The 25,827-nt window shown below is 68.3% G+C and carries 22 protein-coding genes and 1 pseudogene; 10 read left to right on the top strand and 13 right to left on the bottom strand.

What is annotated here, in order from left to right; genetic code table 11:
- Positions 1–339 precede the first annotated feature (339 nt).
- From rpsP to trmD, 4 genes and pseudogenes are all read left to right on the top strand, one after another.
- Positions 340–753: a 30S ribosomal protein S16 gene (gene rpsP, locus RWX87_RS00465; RefSeq protein WP_314685793.1), complete on the top strand. Its 414-nt coding sequence runs from the start codon at positions 340–342 to the stop codon at positions 751–753.
- A 1-nt stretch (position 754) separates the two neighbouring features.
- The gene (locus tag RWX87_RS00460; protein WP_314685792.1) at positions 755–997 is read left to right on the top strand and encodes an RNA-binding protein; all 243 of its coding nucleotides are present in this window, start codon (positions 755–757) and stop codon (positions 995–997) included.
- Positions 975–1,574, top strand: a pseudogene (gene rimM / locus RWX87_RS00455) (ribosome maturation factor RimM); the annotation flags it as partial. The gene RWX87_RS00460 and the pseudogene rimM, both read left to right, overlap by 23 nt.
- A 305-nt stretch (positions 1,575–1,879) precedes the next feature.
- The gene (trmD, locus tag RWX87_RS00450) at positions 1,880–2,680 is read left to right on the top strand and encodes a tRNA (guanosine(37)-N1)-methyltransferase TrmD (RefSeq protein WP_314685791.1); all 801 of its coding nucleotides are present in this window, start codon (positions 1,880–1,882) and stop codon (positions 2,678–2,680) included.
- A gap of 9 nt (positions 2,681–2,689) precedes the next feature.
- Here the strand turns inward: trmD and RWX87_RS00445 are convergent, their stop codons facing one another.
- From RWX87_RS00445 to rpmB, 4 genes are all read right to left on the bottom strand, one after another.
- Entirely contained in the window at positions 2,690–3,295 is a 606-nt protein-coding gene (locus RWX87_RS00445) for a nitroreductase family protein (protein WP_314685790.1), read from the bottom strand.
- Positions 3,296–3,369: 74 nt separating this feature from the next.
- On the bottom strand, positions 3,370–4,020 hold the full coding sequence (locus RWX87_RS00440; RefSeq protein WP_314685789.1) for an RsmD family RNA methyltransferase: 651 nt from the start codon (positions 4,018–4,020) through the stop codon (positions 3,370–3,372).
- 43 nt (positions 4,021–4,063) lie between these two features.
- Positions 4,064–6,313 carry an ATP-dependent DNA helicase RecG gene (locus tag RWX87_RS00435; protein WP_314685827.1) on the bottom strand — a complete coding sequence of 750 codons (2,250 nt, stop codon included), beginning with the start codon at positions 6,311–6,313 and terminating at the stop codon, positions 4,064–4,066.
- Between the two features lie 252 nt (positions 6,314–6,565).
- Positions 6,566–6,760 carry a 50S ribosomal protein L28 gene (rpmB, locus tag RWX87_RS00430; RefSeq protein WP_314685788.1) on the bottom strand — a complete coding sequence of 65 codons (195 nt, stop codon included), beginning with the start codon at positions 6,758–6,760 and terminating at the stop codon, positions 6,566–6,568.
- A gap of 268 nt (positions 6,761–7,028) precedes the next feature.
- On the opposite strand from rpmB, the gene RWX87_RS00425 reads away from it, so the two are divergent.
- A complete protein-coding gene (locus RWX87_RS00425; RefSeq protein WP_314685787.1) occupies positions 7,029–8,153 on the top strand; it encodes a PfkB family carbohydrate kinase in 1,125 nt (374 codons plus the stop codon).
- Between the two features lie 103 nt (positions 8,154–8,256).
- Positions 8,257–9,639 carry an MFS transporter gene (locus tag RWX87_RS00420; RefSeq protein ID WP_314685786.1) on the top strand — a complete coding sequence of 461 codons (1,383 nt, stop codon included), beginning with the start codon at positions 8,257–8,259 and terminating at the stop codon, positions 9,637–9,639.
- A gap of 72 nt (positions 9,640–9,711) precedes the next feature.
- On the opposite strand, the gene RWX87_RS00415 is transcribed toward RWX87_RS00420, so the two are convergent.
- Positions 9,712–11,112, bottom strand: coding sequence for a beta-propeller fold lactonase family protein (locus tag RWX87_RS00415; protein WP_314685785.1), 1,401 nt, complete (start codon positions 11,110–11,112; stop codon positions 9,712–9,714).
- A 318-nt stretch (positions 11,113–11,430) separates the two neighbouring features.
- On the opposite strand from RWX87_RS00415, the gene RWX87_RS00410 reads away from it, so the two are divergent.
- The 3 genes from RWX87_RS00410 to RWX87_RS00400 all read left to right on the top strand — a co-directional run bounded on the left by RWX87_RS00410 (position 11,431) and on the right by RWX87_RS00400 (position 14,669).
- Positions 11,431–12,633 carry a DUF2974 domain-containing protein gene (locus RWX87_RS00410; RefSeq protein ID WP_314685784.1) on the top strand — a complete coding sequence of 401 codons (1,203 nt, stop codon included), beginning with the start codon at positions 11,431–11,433 and terminating at the stop codon, positions 12,631–12,633.
- Between the two features lie 102 nt (positions 12,634–12,735).
- On the top strand, positions 12,736–13,884 hold the full coding sequence (locus RWX87_RS00405; RefSeq protein ID WP_314685783.1) for an adenosine deaminase: 1,149 nt from the start codon (positions 12,736–12,738) through the stop codon (positions 13,882–13,884).
- Complete coding sequence (locus tag RWX87_RS00400; RefSeq protein WP_314685826.1) at positions 13,884–14,669, top strand: mechanosensitive ion channel domain-containing protein; 786 nt, start codon at positions 13,884–13,886, stop codon at positions 14,667–14,669. The genes RWX87_RS00405 and RWX87_RS00400 overlap by 1 nt, the downstream gene beginning before the upstream one ends.
- Before the next feature lie 181 nt (positions 14,670–14,850).
- Here the strand turns inward: RWX87_RS00400 and RWX87_RS00395 are convergent, their stop codons facing one another.
- The 4 genes from RWX87_RS00395 to RWX87_RS00380 all read right to left on the bottom strand — a co-directional run bounded on the left by RWX87_RS00395 (position 14,851) and on the right by RWX87_RS00380 (position 19,723).
- Positions 14,851–15,930 (bottom strand): lysostaphin resistance A-like protein, encoded by a 1,080-nt coding sequence (locus RWX87_RS00395; protein WP_399552260.1) that lies wholly within the window; start codon positions 15,928–15,930, stop codon positions 14,851–14,853.
- A 31-nt stretch (positions 15,931–15,961) separates the two neighbouring features.
- Positions 15,962–17,095 (bottom strand): D-alanine--D-alanine ligase family protein, encoded by a 1,134-nt coding sequence (locus RWX87_RS00390; protein WP_314685781.1) that lies wholly within the window; start codon positions 17,093–17,095, stop codon positions 15,962–15,964.
- A 285-nt stretch (positions 17,096–17,380) separates the two neighbouring features.
- A complete protein-coding gene (locus RWX87_RS00385; RefSeq protein ID WP_314685780.1) occupies positions 17,381–18,376 on the bottom strand; it encodes an NAD(P)H-dependent glycerol-3-phosphate dehydrogenase in 996 nt (331 codons plus the stop codon).
- A gap of 453 nt (positions 18,377–18,829) precedes the next feature.
- Positions 18,830–19,723: a lysophospholipid acyltransferase family protein gene (locus RWX87_RS00380; protein WP_314685779.1), complete on the bottom strand. Its 894-nt coding sequence runs from the start codon at positions 19,721–19,723 to the stop codon at positions 18,830–18,832.
- Positions 19,724–20,507: 784 nt separating this feature from the next.
- On the opposite strand from RWX87_RS00380, the gene RWX87_RS00375 reads away from it, so the two are divergent.
- Positions 20,508–21,350 (top strand): hypothetical protein, encoded by an 843-nt coding sequence (locus RWX87_RS00375; RefSeq protein WP_314685778.1) that lies wholly within the window; start codon positions 20,508–20,510, stop codon positions 21,348–21,350.
- 531 nt (positions 21,351–21,881) lie between these two features.
- Here RWX87_RS00375 and murA read toward each other — a convergent pair.
- The 4 genes from murA to leuD all read right to left on the bottom strand — a co-directional run bounded on the left by murA (position 21,882) and on the right by leuD (position 25,808).
- The gene (gene murA / locus RWX87_RS00370) at positions 21,882–23,207 is read right to left on the bottom strand and encodes a UDP-N-acetylglucosamine 1-carboxyvinyltransferase (protein ID WP_314685777.1); all 1,326 of its coding nucleotides are present in this window, start codon (positions 23,205–23,207) and stop codon (positions 21,882–21,884) included.
- 224 nt (positions 23,208–23,431) lie between these two features.
- Positions 23,432–24,652 (bottom strand): diguanylate cyclase, encoded by a 1,221-nt coding sequence (locus RWX87_RS00365; protein WP_314685825.1) that lies wholly within the window; start codon positions 24,650–24,652, stop codon positions 23,432–23,434.
- Positions 24,653–24,704: 52 nt separating this feature from the next.
- A complete protein-coding gene (locus RWX87_RS00360) occupies positions 24,705–25,022 on the bottom strand; it encodes an Lrp/AsnC ligand binding domain-containing protein (RefSeq protein WP_314685776.1) in 318 nt (105 codons plus the stop codon).
- 102 nt (positions 25,023–25,124) lie between these two features.
- Entirely contained in the window at positions 25,125–25,808 is a 684-nt protein-coding gene (leuD, locus tag RWX87_RS00355) for a 3-isopropylmalate dehydratase small subunit (protein ID WP_314685775.1), read from the bottom strand.
- Between the last annotated feature and the right edge of the window lie 19 nt (positions 25,809–25,827).

Genomic DNA, 25,827 nt, shown 5'->3' with positions numbered 1-25,827 from the left:
GCGTCGAAGGGAAGACCTGGGACCGTCAGGAGGCAGGGAGGATGCCGTACGGGACGTCGATCATCCCCTCGAGAAGGCCGGGACTCCAAGCACCGCGGGATTGACTGCTGATGGCAGACCGCAGATGATGGAGGCCGTCCTGCATCCCGCCGCCCCTCAGCCCGTTCCGCCCCCTTTCGGCGGCGTCTGGCCTTATCCGAGGGTATGCGGTATACTGCTTCAGTTATTCGCGAGCACGGGGCCCTCTCATCCCGCGTCCGTGAGGAACACGCCGACGGGCGGGACCATGCCCCACATGGAGTCGCCGGCCGACACCCTGAACATCCAAGGAGAGCCATTTTGGCAACCAAGATTCGTCTCAAGCGCATGGGCAAGAAGTTCTACGCCTTCTACCGCGTGGTCGTCAGCGACTCGCGCAACAAGCGCAACGGCAAGTCCATCGAGGAGATCGGACTGTACGACCCCAACAAGCAGCCCTCGCTTATCCAGATCGACTCGGAGCGCGCCCAGTACTGGCTCGGCGTCGGCGCACAGCCGACCGAATCCGTGCTCGGCCTGCTCAAGGTCACGGGCGACTGGCAGAAGTTCAAGGGCCTCGAAGGAGCCGAAGGCACGCTGAAGGCCCCCAAGGAGGCCGAGGACGTGCAGGCCCGCATCGAGGCCGTCGAGGCCGAGGCCCAGAAGCTCAAGGCCGCCCACTCCGCCGCCACGGCGAAGTCCGCGGCTCCCACGGCCGAAGGCCAGGCCGCCTGACATGCTCGCCCAGGCCGTCGAACATCTCATCAGGAACATCGTGGATTTCCCCGATGACGTGTCCGTCACGTCCCATGAGAACCCGCGCGGGGAGCTTATCCGCGTGCGCGTGAACCCGGAGGACATCGGCCGCGTCATCGGCCGCTCCGGGCGGACGGCGAACGCCATCCGCACCGTCGTGCAGGCGCTGTCCGATCACAGCATCCGCGTCGACATCATGGATGTACGGAAGGCGAGCCGATAGCGTGGAGCGTCAGCGAAGCGACGCGGACCCTCAGCAGCACGATCTGCTGAGGGTCTGTCGTATAGGCCGCGCCCAGGGCCTTAAGGGCGAGGTCACCGTACAGACATTCACCACGGAGCCGGAGAGGCGATTCGCCCCCGGATCCGTGCTCGTCGACTCCCAGGGAAGGACGTTCACCGTGGCTCAGTCCCGCGCCATGCATCAACGCTGGGTCGTCCGGCTCGCCGGCGTGGAGGACCGCACCACCGCCGAGGCGCTGAACGGCACCGTACTGTTCGGCGAGGCGGACGACCCGGAGGAGATGGCCGAGGAGGGCGTCTTCTATCCGAGGGACCTCATCGGCATGACCGTGGTCCCCGCCGCCGGCAACACGCTGGGCCTGCCCGCCGACATGACCATCGGCACCGTCGCGGACGTCATCGACGGACCGCAGACGCTGCTGAAGATCCGTCTGCGCAAGCCCGCCGACGGCACGCGCGACGCGCTCGTGCCCTTCGTCGAGCAGATCGTCCCCGACGTGGATCCGAACGCCGCCACCCTCACCCTGGACCCTCCGGGAGGGCTTATCCCCGGTCTCGGCGACCCTGACGTCGCCGCCGAGGACGAACCGCTGGACGATCTTCCGGACGCGGACACGGCCACTCCCATGACCGATGAGGAAATCGAGGAGCTCGAGGAGGACGAGAAGCGCCGCGAGAGGCAGCGCGCGCTGCCCGACCGGAGCATGCGCGACGACGCGCCGACGCCCGCGTCGGATGGAGCGGGCCGCACCAGGGCGACGGACGGAGACGACGGGAGCGTGGATGGGGATGGCTCCGACGGGAACGATCCCGCCGATGACCCCCATTCCGCCGATCGGACGGACGGCGACGCGAAGCCGTGATGCTCGTCGACATCGTGACGGTATTCCCCGAGTACTTCGACGTCGTCAACCTCAGCCTGATGGGCAAGGCCCGCGCGAAGGGCCTGCTGGACATCCGGGTGCGCAACCTGCGCGACTGGACGCATGACGTCCACCACTCCGTGGACGACACCCCCGTGGGCGGCGGCGCCGGCATGGTCATGAAGCCCGAGGTGTGGGGCGCCTGCCTCGACGACCTGCTCGCCGAGGGTCCCTCCCCCGTGCTCGTGCTGCCGAACCCGTCAGCACCTCTGTTCACGCAGCGGCAGGCCACCGAGCTCTCCCACGTCGGGCGTCTCGTCTTCGGATGCGGACGGTACGAGGGCTATGACGCCCGCATCCCCGAGTACTACCGCGCCCGGGGCGTGGACGTGCGCGAATACTCCATCGGCGACTACGTGCTCAACGGCGGCGAGGTCGCCGTCACCGCCATGCTCGAGGCCATCGTGCGTCTGCTTCCCGGTTTCATGGGCAATCCCGACTCCATCGTCGAGGAGTCCTACACCGGGCGGGACGCGCTGCTCGAACACCCGCAGTACACGAAGCCGGCCGTCTGGCGTGGAATGGCCGTGCCCGACGTGCTGCTCGGCGGCGACCACGCGCGCGTCGACCGCTTCCGCCGCGACGAGGCGCTGCAGCGCACCAGCGCGATCCGTCCCGACCTCATCGCCGCCCTCGACTGCACGCATCTCGACAAGGCGGACAGAGGCGTGCTTGAGAACGCGGGCTGGGACGTGTCAGGCGAGCATCCGACGCCGGCCGCACCCGAGCGCGACCGCTAGGATCGGACGTCAGATTCCGCGCACCACCACCCGGTCGTCGACCGGAACGGAATCCTTGGCCGGCGACGGCGCGACGACGTCCCCGAAGGGCATCTGGCCGATAAGCCGCCAGGAGGCGGGAATCGAGAACGCCTCGTGCACGCCGTCGTCGATAAGCGGATTGTAGTGCTGCAGGGAGGCTCCGAGTCCGGCCTCGCTGAGCGCGGTCCAGACCGCGAGCTGCAGCATGCCGCTCGACTGCTCGGCCCAGACGGGGAAGTTCGCCGCGTACAGAGGGAATCTCTTCGCGAGTCCGTCGGTGACCTCGGCATCGTCGAAGTACAGCACCGTGCCATGCGCGGCGGCGAAGGAGCCGACCTTCCGGGTCGTGGCCGCAAAGGCCTCCTCGCTCACGGCCACCCTGCGCAGCGCCTCAAGCGCGATGGAGTTCCACAGCCGGCGGTGCTCGTCGCCGAACAGCACGGCCACGCGCTGGGACTGCGAATTGAAGGCACTCGGGACCACGACCGTGGCCCTTTTCACGAGGTCGACCACCGTGCCGTCCGCCAGGACGGACGTCCCGGCGAGCGCGTACTGCGAATGGCGTGCCGCCAGTGCGGCTATGACATCGGACATTCCTGCCTCCATTACCCGTATCCGTATCCTCCGTATCCGCGTCCTCCCTGCGGAGAACCGCGGATGGCCTCACACTACGCCGGGACGGAAACAGCCGCATCCGAGTCATCCGTATCCCCGTCATCCGCCGTGTCCGCGTCGTCTTCGGCCTCGCAGTAGTACACGGCGGTCTCCCCGTAGTCGCGTCGCTCCGCAATCCTCCAGGACCGGCCGCCCCCCGTCCCCTCCGGATGAGGCTCCTCGTCGCGTACGGAGCGCTCCAGCACCACGAGACCGCCATCCTCCACGACTCCACGGGAGAAGAGGACGTCGAGGAGATCGGAGCAGGCGTGGGTCCCCAGAGCGTACGGCGGGTCGACGACGACGAGCCCGAAGGAGACATGGCAGGAGGCGACGAAGCGCTCCGCGCGAGCCCGCACCACGCGCGTCGGCGGAGGATCGACCACGCCCCGGCGATTCGCGAGCGCGCGCACGGCCTTCGACAGACCGGCGACCGCGGCCGCGGAGGAGTCGACGGCGACCAGCTCGATCGCCCCGCGGGACAGCGCCTCGATGCCCAGCGCCCCCGTGCCAGCGAAGAGATCAAGCACCCGCCGCCCCTCCACGACGTCGCGCGACACCAGCCAGGAGAACACGGCCTCCTTGGTCCGGTCCGTCGTAGGGCGCGTGCCCGAGGCGGGGGTGGGAAGGGGCATGCCCTTGAATCGTCCGGCGATCACATGCATGCCCCCCACTCTAGGAAGAGGGAGGTAAGAGCGACCGCCACCCTCAGCCGCCGAGGATGGCCTTCTCGTCGGACCGTGTGAGGTCGAGGACGGCGCCGGCGAGCTGGACGTTCCCCACGAGCTCGGGGTCGGCGTCGAGAACCCGCTCCGCGTCCGCGCGCGCCTCGCCGATGAGATCGGCATCGGTGACCACGCGCAGCAGCTTCAGACGCGAATGCATGCCGGACTGTGCGTCGCCGAGCACGTCCCCGGCGCCGCGGAGCTCCAGGTCGGCGCGGGCGATCTCGGCGCCGTCCAGGGTTCCGGCGACGACGGCCAGACGCCTGTCCGCGAGATCGCCCCGCTCGGCGCGCGACACGAGAAAGGCCCAGGATGCCGTGCCCCCGCGGCCGACGCGGCCACGAAGCTGATGCAGCTGGGACAGTCCGTATCGGTCGGCGTCGAAGATGACGATGCAGCTCGCGGTCGGAACGTCGATGCCGACCTCGATGACCGTGGTGGCGACGAGCAGCGGCGTGTCGCCGGAGACGAAGCCCTCCATGACGCGGCGCTTGTCCTCGTCCGAATCCCGCCCGGTGAGGGTGGCGATGCGGATACCCTGGAACTGGGGCAGTCCCGCGAGCCGCCGGGCCATTTCGGACACCGCATGCAGAGCCGGACGTTCGGGGGTTCCCGCCTGTCCCTCCGCCGTCTCACCATCGGGGACGTCGGCCACATCCACCTCGTCGAATCCCTCGTCGGCGGCGCCGGACGCGTCATCGTCCTCCTCGATGCGCGGGCACACGACGAAGGCCCGCTCCCCCGCGTCGATGCGCCGGCGCAGATGCGCGAACATGGCCGCCATCGTCCGCGAATCCTCCTCGCCGACCACCACCGTGCGGATCGGCCGACGTCCCCCGGGAAGCTCGGTGAGTTCCGAGACGTCGAGGTCGCCGAACCACGTCATGGCCGCGGTGCGCGGAATCGGCGTGGCCGTCATGACCAGAAGATGGGGCCGACGGATCCTTCCATCGGGGCCCGGGACGCCGGCGGCCCCGGCCCCCAGCGATCCGCGCTGCTCGACGCCGAAGCGATGCTGCTCGTCGATGACCGCCAGGGCGAGCCCGGGGGCCTGGAAGGTGCGGGAGAACACGGCGTGGGTCGCGACGACGATCACCGGCTCCCCGGAGGCCACGCGCGCCAGAAGCCTGCGGCGCACCGCCAGACGCATGCCTCCCGTGAGCAGCAGAACCGGCACCTCCAGACCCGCGTCGGCGATCATCGACGTCAGCGTGTCGGCGTGCTGGCGGGCAAGCACCTGCGTGGGGGCGACGAGCACCGCCTGCTGCCCCGAGCCGACGGCCTGGAGCATGCCCGTCAGGGCCACGACGGTTTTGCCGGAGCCGACCTCGCCCTGAAGCAGACGATGCATGGGATGATCGCCGGCCATGTCCTCGGCTATGTCCGCGATGACGCGGCGCTGGCCGTCCGTGAGAGTGAAGGGCAGGGCCCCGACGAAACGCTCGGCCATCGTGCGGTCGGCGCAGACGAAGCATCCCTCGCCGCGGGAGCGCATTCTTTCGCGGAGCACGGCGGTCTGGGAGACGAGAGCCTCCTCGTATCGCAGCGCGGCGATGCCGGAGCGGAACTTCTCGACGGAGTCCGGGTCGTGGACGGCCCGGAGGGCGTCGAGACGATGCGGCAGACCGCGCTTCTCGCGCACGTCCTCAGGGATGACGTCGGGGACGGCATCCGGCGTCACCGCGTCGATCAGCGCCAGGATCACGTCATGGACATGCTCGCCGGATATCCGCGAGGAGGCGTGGTACACGGGTCTGGGGCGCCCCGCCCGGGCCAGCGCCGCCGGGGCATCGGAGGGACCTGCGACGGGAACGACATCGGGATGGACGAACTGCAGCGCGCCCGAGAACTCGCCCGCGATGCCGCTGACGACGACCTCGGCCCCCACGGCCAGACGTCCGGACATCCATGCGATGTAGGGGCGCTTCCCGGAGAAGAACACCAGCGTCGCCTGGGCGCCGCCGGGACGGCCATCCGTGCCGGCGTCCTCGACACGCACCTCGAGCCGCCAGCCGTGACGGCCGGCCATGGACTGGATGCGGGAGTCGACGACGGCGACGACGGCGGCCATGGACTCCCCCGGGACGGCCTGGGACAGCGTGCGGACCGGAAGAGGGTCGGCGACGCGGAAGGGGTAGTAGGTCAGCGCGTCGCGCACCGTGGACACGCCCAGCGACGACAGGGCGGAGACGCGACGGCGGTTGGCGACCAGCGAGGACAGCAAGGCGTCCATCGTGACGGGGACCCCCGAAAGGACCACGGTGGAAGTCGGCGACGAGGAGGACGCCCGCGGGGCGTTCCCCTCCCGTGCGCTCATATCCCGTGCCTCGCCCATATCACCGCATTGTCATCCGGGGATGGGACGACGCCGGCCCGTCACCCGAGCCGGCGATGGCCTGGATGACGGCAACGACGTCGCAGACGGAATGCGAAGGCCCCGAAAGCCTGATGGCTTCCGGGGCCCCCTCCGCCGCCGCGAATGGATTCACGCGGCCGCGCGCTGGACCTTGCCGGCCTTGAGGCACTTGACGCACACACGCACGCGGACGATCTCGCCATCCACGGAGGTGCGCACGGGCTGCAGGTTCGGGCGGAAGGTGCGCTTATTGCGGATATGCGAATGCGATACGGTGTAACCGGTCTGCGGTCCCTTACCGCACACTGCGCAACGAGCTGCCATGATGGACTCCCTCAAACGTTGACTCCACGTCGTTCCCGTGTCCGTCGCCGCCTGCAGACACCGCCGGGCGTGCGAATGGACACACAACTTGTCGACCATACCACCGAACGGCTTTTCCCGCAATGACGTGCCGAATCCGTCCCGAGGGGATTATGGTGTGGGTACGTCACCCCACGACGATGCCGCCGGGACCACGGTGGCACCCCTCATCCGAACCATAGGGCCTGCGACACGGACGCCGCACGCCTCCACGACCAAGGAGGGCCTGATGCCGGACTCCACCCCAACCTCCCCGGAGGTTCCCCTCACCCTCGACGGGCATCCCCATGCCCAGGCCGGGAGCGGCGATCTCGCGGCCGATCCAACGACGATCGCGGTCCCGCTCGGCGGAACACACAAGGCCGGCGTCATCTCGCTCGGCCAGATCTGGGTCGACATCATGATGAGCGTCGCCGCCATCCCCCCGGCCGGAGGCTTCTCCCTGTCGAACGGGGCGACCGCCACGGTGGGAGGCAGCTTCCGCGTGCTGCTCGCGGCGCGGAGGATGGGATCGCCCGCCCTGCACGCCGGAATCATCGGAACCGGCACCTGGGGGTCCGGGGTGCGGGCCGCCCTGGCCCGGCACGACATCTCCCACATCGGTCAGGACCGGCTCGACGCGGACACCGGATTCCGCCTGGTGCTCAACGACGGCGAGCGCAAGACCTTCATCGCCACCTTCGGCGCCGAGGCGCAGGGCGGCGAGGACGCCTTCGACACCCTGGACCCGGCGCCCGGGGACGTCGTGCACGTCAGCGGCAACACCCTCATGGATCACGCGGCATCGGGCGTCGAGGCCTTCCTTCGCCGTGGCGGGGGGATTGCGGGCCGGCGCCCGTATCTTCTCGTGCTCAACCCCACCCGGTCGCTGCATCTGGTCAGCGACCATCTTCTCGAGAACACCGTGCTCGCACGTCCGATCTGGTCCTGCAACCGGCAGGAGGCGGAAACCCTCGCCGAACGTCTCGGCGTCGTCGTGGACCACGGCTCCTCCCTCACCGTCGGCGGGGGATTCGACAAGGCGATGGAGGTGCTCTGCGAGGCCCTGGGGTCGACCCTGCGCGCCCCGCTCGTGCTGCGCGCCGGAGCCGGCGGGGCCTGGGTGCGCGAGCCCGGCGGCATGCTCGTCCACGTCCCCGGATTCCCGACGAAGCCCATCCACACGCGATCGGCCGGTGGCTGCCACACCGGGGTCATGTGCGCCATGCTCGCGCAGGGCTGGTCCCTCATCGACGCCGTGCGCATCGCCAACGCCGCGGCCTCCCAGGCCATCGAGCGCAGCATCGGAGGCGTCCCCGACTGCCCGGACCGTGATGCTGCCGTCGCGCTGGCGGAAGGCCGCTCGGACGACTGACCGTCGCGGCGCCGATGTGTTCATCTCCGGTTCATCCAGCGTTCCCCGTCGACGCGAATCAGAACCGTAGGATGAACGGAAGACACAGCGGGCGGGAGCGAGCATGGCCACGACGAACGACGAATCATCCCCGGCGACGACGCCCGCACCCCGCGTTCCCGCGACGAATGCGGGCGGACACGGCGACGCGGACGCCGACGCCGATGGTCTGGAGGCGCGATCACCCCACCGCATCTCCGTCGACGCGAGGCTCACGTCGCGTGAGAGGAAGTGGATCGTCTACGACGTCGGCAACTCGGCGTTCGTCCTCCTGTCGACCGCCATCGTGCCCATCTACGCGAATTCGCTGCTCAAGGCCGCCGGCGAGACGAACATCGTGTCCACCTGGGGGTACGCCCAGACCATCGCCTCGCTCGTGGTGGCCATGCTCATGCCCATCCTCGGCTCCATCGCCGACGTGCAGGGCATGAAGATCCGCTTCTTCATCGGATTCCTCGGCACCGGCGTCGTCGGATGCCTCGCCCTCGCCCTGCCGCTGGGATGGCTGGCCTTCCTCATCGTCTTCGTGCTGGCGACCATCGGCCTCAACGGCTCCCTGACCTTCTACGACTCCATGCTCATCGACACCACGTCGAACGAGCGCATGGACCGCGTCTCCTCGCACGGCTACGGCTGGGGGTACGTGGGGTCCACCGTGCCCTTCATCGCCTGCATCGCCCTCATATTCGCCGGCCCGTCGGCCCTGGGATGGAGCACCGCGGCCTGCATCCGCGCCAGCTTCGTCATCACGGCCCTGTGGTGGGTGGCGTTCGCCGTGCCGCTGCTGACCAGCTACCGGCAGGAGCACTACCGGGCGGACGCCGACCATATCGGCGAGGCCGTGCGCGGCACCTTCCACGAACTCACCGCCACCTTCGGGCGCATCCGGCACGACCGTCCGCTGTGGATGTTCATGCTGGCGTTCTTCTTCTACATCGACGCGGTGAACACCGTCATCTCCATGAGCACCTCATACGGCACGCAGCTGGGCATCGACTCCACGCAGCTCGTCGTCGCGCTGCTCGTCACCCAGTTCGTCGCCTTCCCCTGCGCCATCATCTACGGGCGGCTGGCGGGACGCTTCGGCGCCAAGCGGATGATCGTCGTGGCGGTCTGGGCGTACATGCTCATCGTGTTCTTCGCCGCCTTCCTGCTGCGCTCCGCCGTGGAGTTCTGGATCCTCGCCATCGCCGTGGGGGTGTTCCAGGGTGGCATCCAGGCCCTGTCTCGCTCCTACTACGGCAGGCTCGTCCCCAAGCGCCATGCCAACGAGTACTACGGTTTCTACGACGTGTTCGGCAAGACGGCCAGCATTCTGGGCACGCTGCTGGTGGCCGCCATCACGCAGGCGACCGGCCATGCCGAGTTCGGCGTGCTGTCGATAGCCCTGCTGCTCACCGCCGCGCTCGTGCTGCTCCACGCGCAGAAGGACCCCACGCAGGGATAGCGGGTCGAATGGCTCGGATGGCCTGGCGGACCCCTATGGCCATCCGAACGGAGTGCCGCGCCGACGGACACATCACCGCCGCATCGGCAGCGCCACGGTGGGCGATCCGACGAGGGTGCCTCCCACGGGCATGGGGACCCCGTCGGCCCCGACCCTGAAGAAGGCCACGCGGCTGCTCGTCTCGTTGGAGACGACGAGCAGCCGATCCAGGGCGAGGATGTGGCGGGGACGGCCACCACCGCTGGGGACGGAGACGCCCCGTCTTGGCATCGACAGGGCTCCATCCCTCCACCGCAGGACGACGATCCGGTCCGATCCGCGCAGACCCACGTACACCATGCCGAAGGCAGCCTCCCCCCATCCGCCATGATCATCCGGACCGTCACCGACGGCGGCGTCGGCACCACCATCGCCACCGGGAGCGAAACCGTCCTCATCGGGGGCGTCCGCATCGGGGCCGGACGCATCCGTCGCCAGGACTCCGGGAACGAACGCCAGGGAGGCCGCCTGGTCTCCTTCGACGCCGCCAAGAGCGATGCGCTGGACGACGCGCATGCCGCCGTCCGGATCTTCGCCGTCGGCTTCGCAGGCGGAGGCGCCACGGCCCGGCCGCGGGTCGTATGGCTCGAGCACGGTGACGTCGTTGCCCCACTCCCCCACGACGGCGACCCGCCAGCCGCCGCCTGACATGGGCAGCACATGCATATCGCGCGGACCGGTGCCCGGCGCCAGCACCACCGACCCGATGCGAACCAGGCGCCCGGCATGCCAGCGATGGACGTGGATGCGGTCCGTCCCCAGGTCCGTGGTCAGCAGGCGGCCGTCGGGAAGGGGAAGCGCCCAGTGGGCGTGGGGCCCGTCCTGGGCGGGAAGGGGGCCGTGCCCGTCCTTCGGATCCGGCCTCAGGGTCTGCAGGGCGATGCCGAGACGTCCCGCGGCGTCAAGCGGATGCACGGCGATGGTCCCGTCCCCGTAATCGGCGACGACGACCCGGCCCTCACCACGGTCATCGAGGCAGGCGGCCGCATGCGTGGGCCCCGAGCCCGGAACGGGCACCCGGGACAGGAGCTTCATGGACGGACCGTCTATATGGAAGGGACCGTACATGTGACGCCCATCCCCTTCGGGCTCCCATCGGAAGGAGGCGAGCTCGCCGGTGTTCTCCAGCACGGCGAGGACAAGATCGTCGCGGGATGCCAGCCAGGTCGGCGAAGGGACGTCGAACAGCACGAACCGGGGCGAGACGGCCACACCATCACCATCGTCGGGGTCGACGCCCGCATCAGGGGCGCCTCCCGCGTGCGAGGGGGATCCGCCGTCGTGCGGGACCCGAGTCAGGTGCAGCCATTCGATTCCTGGACTCGTCTCCCCCGCCAAGGGACCGAACCCGCCGACGAGAAGATTCGCGCCATCCGCAGGAGCGTCACCCGCGGTCCTGGCCGCCGGAGTCCTCATCGCCGGCCTCCCCGTCATCGGATTCTTCTCTTCCACGCCGTCATCCACGGTTCCGTCCTTCGAGTCACCGTCCATCGTCACGCAACAACTGTAATGGCACCCACTGGGCAGCGTCTTCCGACCGGCTGAATGCCCCGGATGACCTCCACCGTTCCGCCGGAACCACGCATCACCGCATGCCTCCCGCGGATACGATGGGGAGGGACAACCATTCCCCGACGCCGCGGGAGAGGAGCCCGCCGCGCGATGCCCGGGCGTCCCTGCCCGAGGCGTGCGGCCAGCGCCGACCCACGCGACGGCGACGGGCCGGGATGACGGATTGAAAGGCTCGGGCATATGGGCACGGTCATCGACTACGTGACCTCGACCACGGAGGGATTCGACTCCCGTCCGTTCGGCGAGGTCGACGCGCTCGTGCTGTCCTGTCTGGCCTACGAAAGCCCTGACCCCCGCACCCCTCGCCTGGCGGACCAGGAGCCTCGACTGTCGAACCCCTGGCGCCGCCTCAGGGGCTGGAGGGCCGACCATCCCCTCGCATCCCTCTCCCATGTGTTCCACGCCCCCTTCGACGGCCCGACGCTCGCGGACGTCGGCGTCTGGGCGACGAACGGCGACTTCGATCCCGTGGCCGCGCACACCGGTCTGGGCGACGCGGCCGGATCCGTCGAACTGCTCCGGGCGACCGCGTCCAGCCCCCGATTCGCCCCCATACGAGTCGGCGCCGTCGACGAGATCCTCAGCGTCGAGGACGAGACCCAGTTCGCGGCCGAAACCTTCCGGCTGCCGGACGGGACCCTGGTCGTCGCGTATCGCGGAACGGACGACTCCTTCGTGGGCTGGAGGGAGAACTTCGCCATGACCTTCCAGTACCCGGTGCCCGCCCAGCGCGAGGCGGCCGACTATCTGCGCCGCGTCGCGGGAATCTGGGGCGGGCGCATCCTCGTCGTCGGCCATTCCAAGGGGGGCAACCTCGCCACGTACGCCGCGATGACGGCTCCCCGCGCCGTGCGGCTGCGCATCGGCCGGGCCTACAGCCTGGACGGGCCGGGATTCCCGCAGGAGGTCGTCAACGGCGATGACTACCGGGGGTTCATGGAGCGCATGGACAAGATCATCCCGGACTCGTCGATCATCGGCATGATCTTCGACACCCCCGAACCCTGCACCGTGGTCTCCTCCACGCAGAAGGGACTCATGCAGCATGACGCCCTGTCCTGGCGGGTCCGCAACGGACGCTTCGCCAGGGTCCCCGAAGTCGCTCCCAGCTCGCAGTACTTCAACAGAAGACTCAACGAATGGCTGGCCGGACTGTCCCTCGATCAGAGGCGCCGGACGGTCGACGCCCTGTTCGTCATCCTCCAGCCCAGAGGCTCCGACAACCTCTCGGCGGTCCGCGGTTCCCTGCCGCGCGTCATCCCCGAGATGATCGCCTCCTTCGCCGGACTGTCCGCCGAGGACCGGCGCAACCTCCTCACCGCGACGAACATCCTCGTCCGCGCCGCGTGGGCGCGCAACACCCCTCGCCGGCGACGACCGTAGTATGGACGACACGGAACCGATGCCAGGCGCCGCCGATGGGAGGCGGCGCCGCAGAACCGACGAGAGCCGACGAATCCTCAGGGCTCCTCAGGAAGGACAGCGATGGGCATCACGACGACAAGAAACGAGGACCGCCCGTCCACGACGATGGCCGAGGCGCTGCGCAGCCTGCCGAAGGCGGAGCTTCATGTGCATATCGAGGGGACTCTGGAGCCGGAGCTGGCGCTGGAGCTCGCCGACCGCAACGGGGTGCGCCTGCCTTGGAGAAGTCTCGAGGAACTGAAGCGCCAGTACGACTTCACCAACCTGCAGTCCTTCCTCGACCTCTACTACCGGCTCATGTCGACGCTGCGCACCGCGCGCGACTTCCGGGACCTCATGCTCGCCTACCTGTCCAGGGCCTCGGCGGACGGAGTGCGGCGGGCGGAGATCTTCTTCGACCCGCAGGTGCATGTGGACAACGGACTCGACCTCGACATGGTGATGGATGGCCTGCTGGAGGGTCTGCAACTCGGCCGCGAGCGTCTGGGCATCGACGGCGCACTCATCCTGTGCATCGTGCGAGACCTGCCCGTCCCCTCGGCGCAAGCCATGCTCGACGCCGTCGCCCATCGGAAGGACGACATCCTGGGCATCGGACTCGACTCGGCCGAAGTCGGATATCCGCCGTCCCTGTTCGCCGACGTGTTCTCGCGCGCGGCCGCCATGGGCCTGCATCGCGTGGCCCACGCCGGGGAGGAGGGACCGGCCGACTATGTGAGGGAGGCGCTCGATCTGCTGCACGTCGAGCGCATCGACCACGGCGTCCATGCGGCGGACGACCCCACGACGGTGGACCGTCTCGTCCGCGAGGGCGTGCCCCTGACGATGTGCCCGCTGTCGAACCGTCGCCTGCAGGTCGTCCACGATCTGAAGGACCTGCCGCTGCCCGCCCTGATGGACGCCGGTGTGAAGGTCACCGTGAACTCCGACGACCCGGCGTACTTCGGCGGATACATCGGAGCCAACTACCAGGCGCTCGCCGACCTGGGCATGGATCTCGCCCGGCTGGCCCTCATCGCCCGGAACTCGCTGGAGGCGACCTTCCTCGACGAGGAGCCCAAGGCCGCGCTGCTGGGCGAGTTCGAGGACTGGAGCCGACGCTTCCTCGGCGGCGAAGACGACGACGGAACCGACGAGGCAGCCGACGGCGACCTGGCCGCGGTCGAGGCCGAGGACGAAGGGAGCACATGGAAGGGGACGCTGAGCTGATGGAACGGACGACGCAGAGGATCCTCTCCTGGCTTTCCGGCCACGCCGACCGCCTGTTCCTGCTGGTCGTCGTCATCATCGCCGCCGCCGTCGTCGCGAGAATCGTCAGCCGTCTGCTGCGACGCGCCCTCGACCGCTCGCAGATTCCCAGCGTATCGATCTTCATCAACCTCGCCAGGGTGCTTATCTGGACGCTGGCCGTGGCCGTCGTGCTTCAGCCGGTGTTCGGAATCAGCCCCACGACGCTGGTCACCGCCCTCGGCATCGGCGGCCTCGCCATCTCCCTCGGCCTGCAGGACACCATCGCCAACATCATCGGCGGCTTCGGCCTCATGATGGGTCGCGTGATCCACCCCGGCGACCTCGTGACCGTGGCCGGCTCGACGGGCGTGGTGCGCGACATCACCTGGCGGCAGACCGTGCTCGTCGAGCGCAACGGCAACCGTCTGGTCATCCCCAATTCGGTCATCAACAAGGCCGCGCTCGAGCGTCTCACCCCCGGCAACGAGGCCTACGTCGACATCCCGTTCACGGCGAAGGCCGGAACCAGCGTCGCTGACATCGAGACGAAGGTCATCGCCGCCGCCCTCACGGCCACGCAGGACATCGCCGAAAAGGGGAATCCTCCGCTCGTGCGGTTCTCCGGGTTCTCCCCCTACGGCATCGAGGGGAAGGTGCTTGTCTTCGCGCGCCCCGGCGTGCTGCCCTCCACCGTGAGGGACGCGGTCGTGCGGGCCCTGGCCGACTGCGACTTCATCGAGCAGCGGGCGGCGATCGGCGCCTGACGGTCCCGACTGTCCCGACGGCCGCGACGGTCTCGGGGGCTGACGCCGAACGGAAGGCGACGGAGGTCGGGGCGACCGCGGGGGCGTCAAAGATCGAGGACTTCCCTCCTCCGGATACGGGACCCCGGTCTCCCGACAGCATGAGGACCGGCCATGCACGCGGGCGCGACGATATCGGCGGCTACACCAGCAGGACTATGGCCGTCACCGTCACGCACAGGACCATGTACGTGACCATGCCGGGGTTGAGCAGCGCCGTCCGCAGCCGCAGACCTCTCGGCAGCTCCAGAGGGGCCGGATAGAACTCGATGCGACGACGGTCCCGCACGAGGAACACGATGCCCAGGACCACCAGGGCCATCATCACCAGGGCATAGGCCATGTAGGCCGCCACCCCGGATCCGTTCGCCTCAATGGCCGCCTCGACCCCTGCAAGCGAGCTGGAGTCCAGCGATTCGAGGACCCTCTTCCCCAGCAGCGAGACGATCCACGGAGCGACGACCGAACCGTTGAGGTTGATGATCATGTGCATGGCCACCGAATAGCGCAGTTTCGAGGTGCGGGTGTACACGTATCCGAACACAAGTCCCAACGCGAAGGCGTAGAAGAACTGGTAGAGGTTGAGATGGAACAGCGCGAAGGCCAGCGCCGAGACGAGGATGGCCGTACGCTCCCCATAGGCCCGCAGCCGGTCGATGATCTGCCGGCGGAACATCCACTCCTCGAAGACCGGGGCCAGCAGCACCATGAACACCAGCGAGGTGAGGGTGTCGGACTCGCTGACCAGCTCGGCCACGCCGTTGACGGCGGTGCCTCCGGTGACCAGATCCGACAGCGTGGTGCCGATGATGCTCCCCGCGTACATCAGGGGCAGGCAGATCACGAGCAGACGCAGGAACTCCCCGACCGGCATGGAGAACGACCGCGTCCGCACCCTGGGCACGGTCACCAGTGCGGCTATCGCCAGGGGCATCGCGATGAGATAGAGCGGGCCGCTGGACGACAGCACCGTCAGCCACGTCGGAACGGCCGTCGTGGACGGCAGCCACAGCCTCATCGCCCCCAGGGCGAGCAGCTGCAGGCCGATCCAGACGAGCAGCATCACGCATAGCGCGACGCCGACCTGGGAGAACCGACGATGGATGACGAACCACCAGTCGGGGCGGCGGGGACCCATGTCCTTCTCGGGCCCCGATGGCCGCGACCACGTCGGTTGCGGTTCCGGCGGCCGCGGGGTCGACGGCTCCTGGTTCGGAGGCATCGACGACGGCATCGTTCCGCTCATGACGGCATCACCCATTCAGAACGCCGTCCAGCAGGCGGCTGATGAGTTCGGTGTAATCGACGCCCGTGGCCTGCCAGGCCTGCGGATACATGGAGATCGGCGTGAAGCCGGGCATGGTGTTGATCTCGTTAACCGTCACCGTGCCATCGGGGGAGACGAAGGTGTCCACACGGCTCAGACCCGAGCCATCCACCGCGCGGAAGGCCTTCACGGCCACGTCCTGCACCCGGCGAAGCGTCGCATCGGGCAGATGCGCGGGGACCTCCACATGGGAGGCCGCGGAGTCGACGTACTTGCTGTCGAAGTCATAGAACTGGTCCGCGTCATCCGAACGACGGTCGAGCACGATCTCCCCGGGCCAGCTGGCGGCCGGCTCGTCCGTGGGGCGCGGCGCCAGCACCGCGCATTCGATCTCACGGCCGGCGACGCCCTGCTCGATGAGCACCTTCCAGTCGTGGGGCGCCGCGGTGCGCACGGCCGCGGCCAGAACGTCCGGGTCCTCGGCGTCGACCTTCGTCACGCCGAAGCTGGATCCCGCGCGCGAGGGTTTGACGAACAGCGGATAGCGCAGCCCGGCCTCGCGGACGCGGGAGACCAGTCCATCCCCGGCCATCGGGTTCTGAAGGTCAAGGGCCCTGGCGTCGACGGTGATTCCCGGCGCCACCGGAATCCCGGCAGCGCCCAGCAGCAGCTTCGTGAAATGCTTGTCCATGCAGGACGCCGAGGTGAACACGCCGCAGCCGACGTAAGGCACCCCCATCATCTCCAGCAGGCCCTGGACCGTGCCGTCCTCGCCGAAGGGGCCATGCAGCACGGGGAACACGGCGTCGATATGCCCCAGGGAATCCAGCGAGCCGTCTTCGTCTCTGACGAGGAAGCCATCGGAGCCACGCGAGGGGTCGAGAACGACGTCCCTGGTGTCCTCGCCGGATTCGACGACGGGAAGAGCGTCGCGGTCCATGCGGAAGCCACGGGGATCGGGGCCTCCCACCAGCCAGCGCCCCGACTTCGTGATGCCAATGGGCACGGCCTCGAAACGCGACGCGTCCATGGCGCCCAGCACGCCTGCGGTCGAGACGCAGGAGATGGAATGCTCGTCGGCCCTTCCGCCGTACAGCACCGCGATCCGCTTGGTGACCATGTCGTCCTCCCTTCCTCAGTGACTCGATGGACTCGCTCGTCCGATCGGGTCCCGTTCTCCGGTCCGTTCCCGGTGCCGCCTGATTCCGCCGGATCCCTTCGGATGTTGCCGGATCCCGCCGGGTCCGATTCCCTCGGAACAGGCGAAGCGACCCCGGGCGGCGATGACGGCGGGGACGCCAGCCATGACTGACGGCGGCGACGGCATCCAACGCGGAGCTCACCCCCGACGCATCCATCCGACAAGAAGCCTACTCTCGGCGACCCTCTTCGAAGGGACCCCCCGCTACTCCTCCTCTATGCCTTCATCAAAAAGCAGCGACAGCATCTCGGAGCATGGAATGGCCTCCTCGAGCACGCGGCCCATCGCCGAGGCCAGGGGCGTGGGAACGCCCAGACGACGTCCCAGTCCGATGACCGCGGCGGTGGTGGGCACGCCCTCCGCCACGCCGTTGCTGGCCTCCGTGGCCTCCACCACGCTCATTCCACGGCCCAGGTTGGCGCCGAAGGTGAAGTTCCGGCTCAACGGCGATCCGCAGGTGGCGACGAGGTCGCCGATTCCGGCAAGTCCCGAGAAGGTGCGCGGGTCGGCACCCGCCGCGGATCCCAGGGCGGTGAGCTCGGCCAGCCCGCGTGTCTCGACCATCGCCGCGGTGTTCTCGCCGTATCCCGCGCCACGCACCATGCCCACGGCGAGCGCGACCACGTTCTTCAGCGACCCGCACATCTCCAGGCCGATGACGTCGCGGCTGACGAAGGCACGGAAGTATGGCGTCGTGCAGGCCTCGGCCACGCGGCGGGCGACGGCGATGTCGGAGCAGGCCACCACCGTGGCGGCGGGCTCACGTGCCGCCACCTCCTTGCTGAGATTCGGTCCCGAAATCGCCGCGAAGCGTTCGACGGGCAGATCGAGGGCCGCGCGCACGACCTCGTCCATGCGTCTGTCGGTCCCTCTCTCGATGCCCTTCATGAGGGATGCGACCACGGCGTTCGCGGGGATGAGGCCACGGAAGGGCTCCAATGCCACGCGCGCGAACTGCGCCGCGATGGCCACGACCACAAGATCGGAACCGGCTACCGCATCCGCCTGATCCCCGGTGGCCGTCATGACGTCCGGCAGACGCTCCACGCTGGGCAGACGGAAGGGGTTGCGATGCTCGTCGCGGATCGCGGCGACGACCTCGGGCTCCTTGGCCCACATGACGACCTCGTTGCCGGCATCCGCCAGCACCTGTCCGAACGCCGTTCCCCAGGCGCCCGCGCCCAGAACCGTCACCCTCATACCGTCTTCTCTCCTTCGATGGATGATGTCTCCGCCGTCGCCGTTCGCCTGTCCATCAGCCTGCGACACCCCGGTCATGCTACGCCACCGACCTGTCCGCAGGGCGGCAGGGGACCTCGGCCGAAGATGAACCATCTTTCGCCAATCAGACTCGGCAGGGCGCCGGGGACCCCGCTGCAGACACGGAGCGGACGACGGCCGAAAGACGCAAACCCCGGTGGGCCAGAATCATCAGAGCCGTTCGAGCCGTCGGGGATGGCGACACCGGGCTAGTCGACCACGGCGAGAGAAGGTCGTCAGAGACTCCGGCGAAGCCGCCGTCGGATTGCCCTCGGAGCGCCATCGGAGCCCCATCGGCGGAACAGAACCCGGACGCGCCAAGGCCGTCGGGGACGGCGGCAGAACGTCTCGTCGGAGCGGCACTACCGGAACGCGTCAAGGCGGTCGGGGCGGTCAGGCCCGTCGCCTCGGGGCCCGGCTCATCGTCCGATAGTCCCAGTACCCCTCGGTCGGCGGCTGCTCGTCGCGGATCTCGGACTCCACCATCTCCATCCGCTCGCGGATGCGCCAGGAAAGCTCCCGGACTGCATCGACGGGAGGCTCGGCGTCCCATGACCCGACGTCGACGAGAAGATCGGCGTAGTCCAGACGCTCGTCGTAGCACATGACGATGTTCCGGCGCGGCCACGGCCACCACTGGTTGATGCTTGCCGCTCCCCATGTGATCGAGCAGAACAGCGGAATCTGGCGACCGAGCCTGCGCGAGGCCTCGAGGGCGATGAAGCCCACGCCCTCCTTGAGACTCATCGGCCATTTCTTCGGGTCGCGAGTCAGCGTCCCCTCCGGCCAGATGGTCAGAGGGCGGCCCGCTGTGAGAATCCGCACCGACTCCTCCTCGATGGCCTTGGCCTTGCCGCTGCGACGCGGCACCGACTGCATGCCCACCAGCCCGAGGCACGTCCCGACGACCGGCCAGTGGCCGAGCTCGGCCTTGGCCATGAAACGAGGACGGCGACCCATATGGAACAGCGCCATCATGGGCACGAAGACGTCGTACATGGTCACATGCGTGGCGGCGGTGATGAAGGGGCCCGTCTCCGGGACGTTCTCCAGACCCCAGGCCTTGATGCGGCTGCGCGAACGCAGCACCACGGAGACGCCACCGAGGAGGAAGCGTGTGGCCGCGGGGTTCTGGGCCTCGATCTCCGCGGTGTTCGGCGTGCGCGGACCCGTGGGGTAGTAGCGGGTCGGATCGACGAGCTCATGCCGTTGCGCGAGCCGGCGGACCTGCGCGTCGGATAGCGGGCTGACGGAGGACCGCGGCGAGGGTCTGCCTTTCGAAGTCATGACCCCATTGTGCCGCACGCCGTCGATGGCTTCCGGACACGGTGATCCACATACCGGTGCCGTCGAGCGGAATGCATCCCCCCATCGGTCCCCGGGATCTGCGGAGGCCAGGGCGCTGCAGAACCCGGAGCTCTGCAGAACTCACCACTGCGCACAGGCCGCACCACCGTTCGCCCTGCAGACCCACGGTTCTGCGGATCCCGGGACCGTTCATCCTGCAGGCCGCAACCACTCTTGCGGGTCCCACCCTGGCATCACGTCGCCCACTCCCCCGGCGACCACGGCCGCGACGGAACGAGCAGCTTCGGGCCGAGGCCGGCGGCTACCGCCGCAACCCCGTCCACCCGTCTGCAGGTCCCGCCGATCATCACGTCACCTGCCCGGCCCCTTCGCAACCCCTCCATCCCGATCTCCATTCCCCGCAGTCGACCGGATGTGTCCTCCACAGCAGGCAATCGCTCCCGCCCAAGGAACCGTGAGAATCTACGGCGCAAAACCCCGGCAGCGAATGCAGCATGGGCAGTTATGACGTTCATTGGGCAGTTCACCTACCTCTTGGGCGGCCTCCGCCGGTAGACCAAGAATTCGCGGCTCCGACAATGGCTGAATTCCAAGGATCACGAAGAGCGTCGCCGACCCTCTCATCCTTGATTTTCGGCCCGACTGCCCAACGTATGAGAAGGATCCCTTACAGAAGCGCCTCAGAGGAGGCGAAGCGGCACCTCCCATCCACCGACATGGCGATCCGCCACTTCACCATTCATCCGCCCGTAGCATCCAACCGATGGCCGGCTTTACGGGATTCTTCACTCTGGACGCGGCACGCGAACGAGCGGCCCGCACGCATCTAATCTGCCGTGCCGCAGCGCAGCGAACCCGAAGACGACTGGTCTTCAGCCATCTCACGCTGCTCGAGCTCCGTGGCATGACGCTGAAACCACCGGCCACTCTGGACGTCGAACGGCTTCACGTCACCACGGATTCCATGAGGAGAAAATCGCATCTCCGCGGGGTGCAGGACCACCTGTGGACCGGACGCATGGAGACCACAGCCATCGACGACCTCATCGACGGCGTATCCGTCGAACAGGCGGTGTGCCAGATGGCACTTTATGCGGACCAGGACTCCCTGACGATGATCATGGACTGGCTGACCTGCGCGAACGCCGAATTGAGGCAGAGCACCACCGAGCGGCTTCGGGACGCCATCGACGGATTCGGGCGGTTCCCCGGAATCCGCCGCTGCCGGGCCGCGCTGTCCAGAAGCGTCGCCGGAACGGACTCACCGCAGGAGACGCTGCTTCGTCTGACCATGATCGATGCCGGACTTCCCTGCCCGCTGGTCAATCACGAGATCCCCGACGCCGACGCCTCGACGATCTGGCGCGTCGACATGGCCTATCCGCGGGAGCGAGTGGCCATCGAATACGACGGGGAGTACCACTACGACCGGCATCGGTGGAGAAGCGATCTTCGCAAGCGCAACCGGCTTCAGGATCTGGGATGGACCGTGCTCGTCGCGGTGAAGGACGTGCTCAACGACACCGGAAGATTGAACGAGTTCCTTCTCATGATCATCCATGCGCGATCCCGGGGAACGGATGTCGGACAGGCACCGATGTCCTAGGCGACGCACGCTTTCCCGACTTCCCTGTGGTTCATCCGCCGTCGGACAGTGAGCGTTCCTGACGGATGATTCCCGAACATGATGGCCACCCGAGCCCGATGGCCCCTGAACCATCGGAAAGCGGGGGGGAAGGTCATATAAGGGGCGGAAGGCAGCCATCCTGATTCGGCGGACAGGGGCAGTTCCAGCTGACGGCCGAGAGCCCGTGCCAGAGCTGGCGTCAGTCCTCATCGGTTGTGCTGCCCTCGGTCGTGGAACAGTTCGCACGTTGGGCAGTTCGTCGGGAAAAAGCTCCGATTTGGCAAAGGAGAACGGCGGAATTCCGCCGTTCTCCGCTCCTGTCTCTCAGACAGGCCGCCCAGAACACGCCAAGAATGCCCAAACATCGTTTCTTCCACCCAACGAACGCTAGGCGGCGGCTCCGTCCATGCCTCGGACGTTATCGGTCGCGTCGCAGATCAGGTGGCCGGCCACACCGCCGGCCGCGTAGCCGGCCACGTCTGACAGAATCATGCCGGATCGGAAGACCGCTCAGTCGATGGCCGCGCCGAGCGTCTCGAGCTTGCCCCGGAAATCCGCGTAGCCGCGGTCGATGAGGCTGATGCCGTGGACGCTCGAAGGGCCCGATGCCGCCAGAGCGGCGATGAGATGGCTGAATCCGCCGCGCAGGTCGGGCACGTCGATGTCGCGCCCCGCCAACGGGGTGGGTCCGAAGATCACGGCCGAATGCTTGTAGTTGCGCTGCTGGAAACGGCATGGCAGCGAACCCAGGCATTCTCGGTAGAGCTGGATGGTCGCGCCCATGGCCACCAGCGGCTCGGTGAAGCCGAAGCGCTTCTCGTAGACGGTCTCGTGCACGATCGACAGACCATGGGCCTGGGTCAGGGCCACCACAAGCGGCTGCTGCCAGTCGGTCATGAAGCCGGGATGCACGTCGGTCTCAATGGCGACCGGATGCAGGTCGCCCCCCGGATGCCAGAAGCGGATGCCGTCATCGGTGACGTCGAACTCGCCTCCGACCTTGCGGAAGACGTTGAGATACGTCATCATGTCCGCCTGCTCGGCGCCCCTGACGAAGATGTCGCCGTGGGTGGCGAGGGCCGCCGACGCCCAGGAGGCGGCCTCGATGCGATCGGTGAGGGCCGTGTGCGTGAAGCCCTTGAGCCTCTCGACCCCCTCGACGCGGAAGGTGCGGTCCACGTCCACGGAGATCATGGCGCCCATCTTCTGGAGCACGGCGACGAGATCCATGATCTCGGGTTCGATGGCGGCGCCCGACAGCTCGGTTTTGCCCTCGGCGAGAACGGCGGCGAGCAGGGTCTGCTCGGTGGCGCCCACCGACGGGTAGGGCAGATGGATCTTGGCCCCATGCAGCCCGTTGGGAGCGGTGATGTGGATGCCGTCGCTGTGTTCCTTGTCCACCGTGGCGCCGAGCCTGCGCAGCGTCTCGAGATGGAAGTCAATCGGCCGACCGCCGATGTTGCATCCGCCGAGCGCCGGGATGAAGGCCTCGCCGAGCCTGTGGACCAGAGGTCCGGAGAAGAGGATGGGGATGCGCGAGGACCCGGACAGCGTGTCGACGTCGGCGACGTCGGCGAGCTGCACATGGGTGGCGTCGATGGTGACGACCCCCGCCTTGCCGTCGAAGGTCACGTCGACCCCATGCAGACGCAGCAGGTCGGAGACGACGTGGACGTCGCGGATCTCAGGGACGTTCCTGAGCACCGACACCCCGGGAGCGAGCAGCGCGGCCACCATCGCCTTGCTCACGAAGTTCTTCGCCCCGCGCACCTTGATCGTGCCCGCGAGCGGCTTTCCGCCCTCGACGTGAAGAACATCGCTGTCGGTGTCGACCATGTGTCCGAACCCCTCTTCGTGCCTATCCGCGTCCCGGGTCACCCTCCGCTCACGCGGCGCCTGATCCGGCTCGTCGCGCCGTCAGGACGCGACCTCACTACGGTTATCGTGCCACACGGGTTGTGGCGGCCCCGTGAATGCCGGTTCTTGAGCCACAGGCGGAGAGGGCGCGGGACTTCGCACGAGACGCGAGCGACCATCGGCCTCCTCGCATGACGAGGCGGTCATTCCCCGCCCATGGCGACGGCCGCGACCCGCCGTCCCAGCTCCGGATCGGCCATCGCTCCGGTCGCGCTCATAACCGCATCGGCACCGTCATGACGGTAGTCGAGGTAGTCCTCGGCCGACGCGACCCCGCCGACGCCGATGATGGCGTAGTCGAGGCCCATCCGCTCCCGCATGGCGGCCAGCCGACGCACCATGTCCCGTCCGGCGCCGCGGATCGCGTCGCCGCACACCCCGCTGCGTTCGCGGCCCGCGCCGGGCAGCGCCTGACGACCCCCCGAGTCGATCAGCCGGGCCGAGATGGTGTTGATGGCCGCGAAGCCCTGGACGAGTCCCCGAGCGGCCGTGGACCGGACCATCAGCTCCAGCGTGGCATCGTCGGGAAGCCAGGCGAGCTTGACGACAAGCGGACGATCGCCGATCTCGTTCTTCACGGCCTCGGCGATGCGGCCCACCAGCCGCGGATCGTGGCACAGCAGGCGGTTGCGTCCCTCGTTGGGACAGCTGGTGTTCATCTCCATAAGCCGCGCGCCCGTCTCGCACACCAGCCCTGCGGTCCGCACATGGTCGGCGATGTAGTCGTCACCGTCCATGTCGGGCGTACGGGAGCCCTGGAAGCTGGGGACGAGAAGCTGACCCCGACCGGCGGCGGCCATGGCGTCGCGCATATCCGGCTGCCAGACGTCGGGATCGCGCGAAGGCACGCCGAAGGAGTTCGAGATGGATGCGGGACTCGCGTAGTCGCGGTCGGCGAGGATGCCGGCATCGGGTTCGGATCCGCGCGGGTCGAGCTGTCCATCGGCCGCGGACGGATGGACGGCCAGCACGTTCGGGAAGGGATTGCAGGGCCAGGGCCGCGAACGCACGGTTTTGTACACGGCGATGTCGAAGCCGTGCCGGAAGGCCGCTGTGGTGAAGCGCGAATTGAGCAGGGGCCCCGCGGGGATGCCGAAGGGCACGCGCACGGGGAATCCAAGAACGTCCGTCATCGAAGGGCGTATCGCGGAATCCTCCGCGACGGGGACCGCCGATGGCGACGTGGCGCCGGATGAAGCCGCAGCACCCGATGAGGCAGCCACGACATCCCGGTCGCCGGATTCGGCAAAGGCCCCGAAGGGTCCGTTGGCGTAGTTGTCCTCGTAGGTGCGGGTCACGTCATAGAACGCGGCCGGAGGAAAGGACGAGGGCGAAGCGGCACGGGCCGGATCGCCACCACCGATGGCGCCGGGCCCCGCATTCCCGGCGAGGAGGCCGTCGGTCGCCGTCACGCCGTCAGTCCGCGCCGAGGTCGTAGGCCGCGGCCTCGTCCCTGGCGGAGTACTGCCGGAAGGCCATGAGGGTCTGGGTGCCGATGACGCCTTCGACCTTGGCGATGCCGCCGGGGATGATGGTCGTCAGATCGTCGAAGTCCGCGGTGGAGACGATGGCGACGAGGTCCACCTCGCCCGCCACCGAGTACACCGCGGAGACCCCGGGAATCTCCACGATGCGCTGCGCCGCCTCGGAAATCCTGTCCGCCTCCGTATTGATGAGAACAACCGCATCGGCCATAAGACGCTCCTTAGCCCGTTCCAGCTCTGCCGGATTCATTATAGGGTCCACGTCCACGCGGGCTGCCCGGATTCCGTCAGAAGGCCCGCCCGTCCGACCCCGTCCAACCCCGTCCAACCCCGACGAGACCGACCCGAGACGTCAGACCCGGCCGCCCAGCGGTCCGGCCCAGTCGTCCTCTTTGGGCGCGCGGGCCGACACGATCCTCTCTTCGGGAAGATGCTTCGCCGGAAGCGTCTTCGGCTTGAAGGGGAAGCGCGCGGAACGCATCCTCTCATAGGCGGTGATGTCATCCTCGTGCCGAAGCGTCAGGTCGATGTCGTCGTAGCCGTTCATCAGGCGCCACCGCGTGTAGTCGTTCACCTCGAAGGGCAGCGTCACGTCCCCGCAGGTCACGGTGCGAGCCCCGAGGTCAACGGTGACGGAACGGCCGGGCTCCTCCTCGAGCAGCTTCCACAGCAGCTCGACGCTCTCCTGGGGCATGATGGCCGCAAGAACGCCGTTCTTCGCCGTGTTCCCGTAGAAGATGTCCGCGAATCGCGGACTGATGACGACCCGGAAGCCGTAGTCCCGCAGCGCCCACACCGCATGCTCGCGCGAGGAGCCGATGCCGAAGTCCGGACCGGCGACGAGAACGCGCGCACCTTTGTATTCGGCGCGGTTGAGGAGGAAGCCCGGGTCGCGGCGCCAGGCGTAGAACAGCGCGTCCTCGAAGCCCGTCTTGGTGACGCGCTTGAGGAAGACGGCGGGGATGATCTGGTCCGTGTCCACGTTCGACCGGCGGAGCGGAACCCCCACGCCGGTGACGACTGTCAGTTTCTCCATGTCGGGAATCCTGTGCTTT

Source organism: uncultured Bifidobacterium sp. (assembly GCF_963540075.1).
Taxonomy (GTDB): Bacteria; Actinomycetota; Actinomycetes; order Actinomycetales; family Bifidobacteriaceae; genus Bifidobacterium.
Note: the sequence above shows the minus strand (reverse complement) of the source record. Positions and strands in the feature narration are given on the sequence as shown.

Excerpts from the sequence above, each read along its gene's own strand:
- RWX87_RS00410 (WP_314685784.1), top strand. The coding sequence starts at position 11,431 with ATGGGCACGGTCATCGACTACGTGACCTCGACCACGGAGGGATTCGAC.
- RWX87_RS00460 (WP_314685792.1), top strand. The coding sequence starts at position 755 with ATGCTCGCCCAGGCCGTCGAACATCTCATCAGGAACATCGTGGATTTC.
- rpmB (WP_314685788.1), bottom strand. The coding sequence starts at position 6,760 with ATGGCAGCTCGTTGCGCAGTGTGCGGTAAGGGACCGCAGACCGGTTAC.
- RWX87_RS00440 (WP_314685789.1), bottom strand. The coding sequence starts at position 4,020 with ATGCATGTGATCGCCGGACGATTCAAGGGCATGCCCCTTCCCACCCCC.
- RWX87_RS00425 (WP_314685787.1), top strand. The coding sequence starts at position 7,029 with ATGCCGGACTCCACCCCAACCTCCCCGGAGGTTCCCCTCACCCTCGAC.
- RWX87_RS00420 (WP_314685786.1), top strand. The coding sequence starts at position 8,257 with ATGGCCACGACGAACGACGAATCATCCCCGGCGACGACGCCCGCACCC.
- RWX87_RS00390 (WP_314685781.1), bottom strand. The coding sequence starts at position 17,095 with ATGGTCACCAAGCGGATCGCGGTGCTGTACGGCGGAAGGGCCGACGAG.
- RWX87_RS00380 (WP_314685779.1), bottom strand. The coding sequence starts at position 19,723 with ATGACTTCGAAAGGCAGACCCTCGCCGCGGTCCTCCGTCAGCCCGCTA.
- RWX87_RS00415 (WP_314685785.1), bottom strand. The coding sequence starts at position 11,112 with ATGACGGGGAGGCCGGCGATGAGGACTCCGGCGGCCAGGACCGCGGGT.
- RWX87_RS00375 (WP_314685778.1), top strand. The coding sequence starts at position 20,508 with ATGGCCGGCTTTACGGGATTCTTCACTCTGGACGCGGCACGCGAACGA.
- leuD (WP_314685775.1), bottom strand. The coding sequence starts at position 25,808 with ATGGAGAAACTGACAGTCGTCACCGGCGTGGGGGTTCCGCTCCGCCGG.
- RWX87_RS00435 (WP_314685827.1), bottom strand. The coding sequence starts at position 6,313 with ATGGACGCCTTGCTGTCCTCGCTGGTCGCCAACCGCCGTCGCGTCTCC.
- RWX87_RS00360 (WP_314685776.1), bottom strand. The coding sequence starts at position 25,022 with ATGAATCCGGCAGAGCTGGAACGGGCTAAGGAGCGTCTTATGGCCGAT.
- RWX87_RS00400 (WP_314685826.1), top strand. The coding sequence starts at position 13,884 with ATGGAACGGACGACGCAGAGGATCCTCTCCTGGCTTTCCGGCCACGCC.
- RWX87_RS00395 (WP_399552260.1), bottom strand. The coding sequence starts at position 15,930 with ATGCCTCCGAACCAGGAGCCGTCGACCCCGCGGCCGCCGGAACCGCAA.
- murA (WP_314685777.1), bottom strand. The coding sequence starts at position 23,207 with ATGGTCGACACCGACAGCGATGTTCTTCACGTCGAGGGCGGAAAGCCG.
- RWX87_RS00405 (WP_314685783.1), top strand. The coding sequence starts at position 12,736 with ATGGGCATCACGACGACAAGAAACGAGGACCGCCCGTCCACGACGATG.
- RWX87_RS00445 (WP_314685790.1), bottom strand. The coding sequence starts at position 3,295 with ATGTCCGATGTCATAGCCGCACTGGCGGCACGCCATTCGCAGTACGCG.
- trmD (WP_314685791.1), top strand. The coding sequence starts at position 1,880 with ATGCTCGTCGACATCGTGACGGTATTCCCCGAGTACTTCGACGTCGTC.
- RWX87_RS00385 (WP_314685780.1), bottom strand. The coding sequence starts at position 18,376 with ATGAGGGTGACGGTTCTGGGCGCGGGCGCCTGGGGAACGGCGTTCGGA.